General features: G+C 74.9%; 1 protein-coding gene. It reads left to right on the forward strand.

Features of this window, described 5'->3' with window-relative positions; genetic code table 11:
* Window positions 1-203 (forward strand): hypothetical protein (locus tag AB2B41_RS23810; protein ID WP_367880291.1); only part of this gene is annotated, 203 nt, incomplete at both ends.

Genomic DNA, 203 nt, shown 5'->3' on the forward strand with positions numbered 1-203 from the left:
GCGTGCGGCTCTGGCGGCACCATGGGCAGCGGTTCCGGTGGGACCAAGGGCTCCGGCTCGGGCGGCACCCTGGGCAGCGGTTCCGGGGGGACCAAGGGGTCCGGCTCTGGCGGCACCATGGGCAGCGGTTCCGGTGGCACGAAGGGGTCCGGCTCTGGCGGCACCATGGGCAGCGGTTCCGGTGGCACGAAGGGCTCCGGCTC

The sequence above is a fragment of the Sulfitobacter sediminis genome, from assembly GCF_040811725.1.
Classification (GTDB): Bacteria; Pseudomonadota; Alphaproteobacteria; order Rhodobacterales; family Rhodobacteraceae; genus Sulfitobacter; species Sulfitobacter sediminis.